Below are 2,030 nucleotides of genomic sequence, written 5' to 3'. Positions count from 1 at the left end.
CCGGGTCTTTCCCGGCGCGCCCCGGATCAGCCGAGGCGACGGCGACGCCAGGCCATGGAGGCCAGCAGCAGCACCGCGCCGGCGGCGGCGAGGCCCCCACCGAGCTTCAGCGGCGTGCCGATGCTGTCACCGGTGACCGGCAGCCCGCCGTGGTGCGGGGACTTGGTCGGCCGCGGCGGCAGGACGGTGCCGGTGGCGCTGGCGATCCGACCGGACGTCAGACCGGTGGCGGTGAACGTGTACCGCCCGGGCCGGGTCGGCCGGTAGGTCACGGTGAAGTTGCCGCTGGCGTCGGTCGTCACGGTGAACGTGGTCGGCGCGGGCTGCGGCTGGGCACGGTTGGGCGTGTAGGCGACCGGCGCCATCGCCACCGTGCTGCCGTCGCTGCGTCGCGCGGAACCGTCGGCCGGGGCGGCCGCGGGCAGGCCCGAGATCGCCACGTCGATTCGGACCGTCTCGTTCGGCCCGAAGTTCGATCCCCGCAGGGTGAACGTCTCGCCGAGCCGGATGGTCGTCGGTGAGACGGTCAGCGACGCGACCTCGGGCGGGTAGACCGGGGGTTGCGGCTGCGCCGCCCCGGCCGCGGTCGGCACGGCCGCTACGGCCAGGCCCACCGTGAGCGCCATGATGATGCGGGATAGCCGCATGATGGTTTCCCTCCTACTGTTCACAGCTTGGTGCGTTGACTACTTGGGTGGTCCATGGGGTGACGGTGGGCGTGTGCACCAGCTCGGCCGTCCCGGCGCCGGTCTGGCCGGTGAGCACCGTGACGTCGAGCGTCCGGGTCTGCCCCGGGCGGGTCTCCACGTTGGCCACCGCCACCTGGCGGCGGCCGTCGGTGCCGCTGCCCATCGCGGTGTCCCTCCCGTCGAGCCGCCCGGTGAGGACGGCGCCCCCGGTGGGCGTGTGGACGGAGACGAAGGTGCGTGCGGTGTACTTGTCGCCGGACAGGGCCAGCCCGGTCACCGACTTGGTCAGGCCCGACTTCGGGGCGGTGGAGTGCACCGTCACCTTCAGCCGCAGCTCGCGGCGCCCGTCCGGATGGCATTCGCCGACCGTCACGGTGGCCGAGAACCTGAGGTAGTAACCGAGCTTCGCGCCGCTGCCGTCGTTGAGGAACACGCCGACAGTCGGCACGGTGTCCTTCTCCGGGAGCTGACCCGCCAGCCGGGTGTCGGCCAGCGCGCGCTGCTCATCGGATCGGACACTCCAGAACAATATCCGACGTTCGCTAATGGAACGACTAAAAACGGTCAAAAGCGACCGAGGGTCGACCGTCTTGGTGAACAACGTGTCGAACACGCCGGACGCGGCCCGGGCGAAGAACACGTCCTGGTCCTTGGTGTCCAGGTCCCGGTACGAGTCACTGAGCAGCGTCCGCACGGCGGTGGCGGCGGCCAGCGAAGGCCCGTCCGGCACGGTCACCGGGCCGACCACGCCGAGCAGGTACGACAGGACCACGGGGTCCACCGCCAGCACGCCGTCCACGGTGGTGCCGGTACGGCGGCGCACCATGTCCCGGTAGAGCGCGGCGGCGGCCGGGAAGTCCGGGCTGAGGTTCACATCCGCCGGATAGATGCCCGGCAGGTCGCCCCAGAGCCGCTTCGCCTCCGCGCCGATCTTGAGCGGTGGGTCGAAGGACCGCAGGTCCGACGAGCTGCCCTGCTTGACCAACCGGACCCGGCCGCCCTCGGCCCGCAGCACCGCGTACGCGCCGAACATGCCGCCGGTGGCGCGCAGCTCGGCCGGATTCTGCGAGACGAGCAGATAACTGCGTGGCCCGTCCGCGCCGAGCAGCGGCGGCAGCAGCCGCGCGCCCCGATCCGCCGCCGAGGTCAGCTCGCCCAGTTTGTCCAGCTCCGCGCGCAGCGCGGTGACCGCGTCGCGCACCTGCGCCACGAGGCTGTCCACCGGCACCTGCCGCAACCGCTCGGCGGTGGCCCGGACCGCCTGTCGGCCGCGCGACCTCGGCCGAACCCCGCGCAGGCGGGCCCAGGTCCAGCCGGCCCTGCTTCGGCACCAGCGAGGCG

General features: G+C 72.7%; 2 protein-coding genes. Both read right to left on the bottom strand.

Annotated elements, in window-relative coordinates:
• Positions 1 to 26: 26 nt before the first annotated feature.
• Positions 27 to 647, bottom strand: a complete 621-nt coding sequence (locus MCBG_RS03195; protein ID WP_043323730.1) for a hypothetical protein — start codon at positions 645 to 647, stop codon at positions 27 to 29.
• Between the two features lie 13 nt (positions 648 to 660).
• Entirely contained in the window at positions 661 to 1,911 is a 1,251-nt protein-coding gene (locus MCBG_RS03190; RefSeq protein ID WP_223201032.1) for a DUF4012 domain-containing protein, read from the bottom strand.
• Positions 1,912 to 2,030: the final 119 nt, after the last annotated feature.

Origin of the sequence: Micromonospora sp. M42 (assembly GCF_000568915.1) — a bacterium.
Lineage (GTDB): Bacteria > Actinomycetota > Actinomycetes > Mycobacteriales > Micromonosporaceae > Micromonospora > Micromonospora chalcea.
The sequence above is the reverse complement of the archived record's forward strand: the minus strand, read 5'-3'. Positions and strand labels throughout refer to the sequence as shown.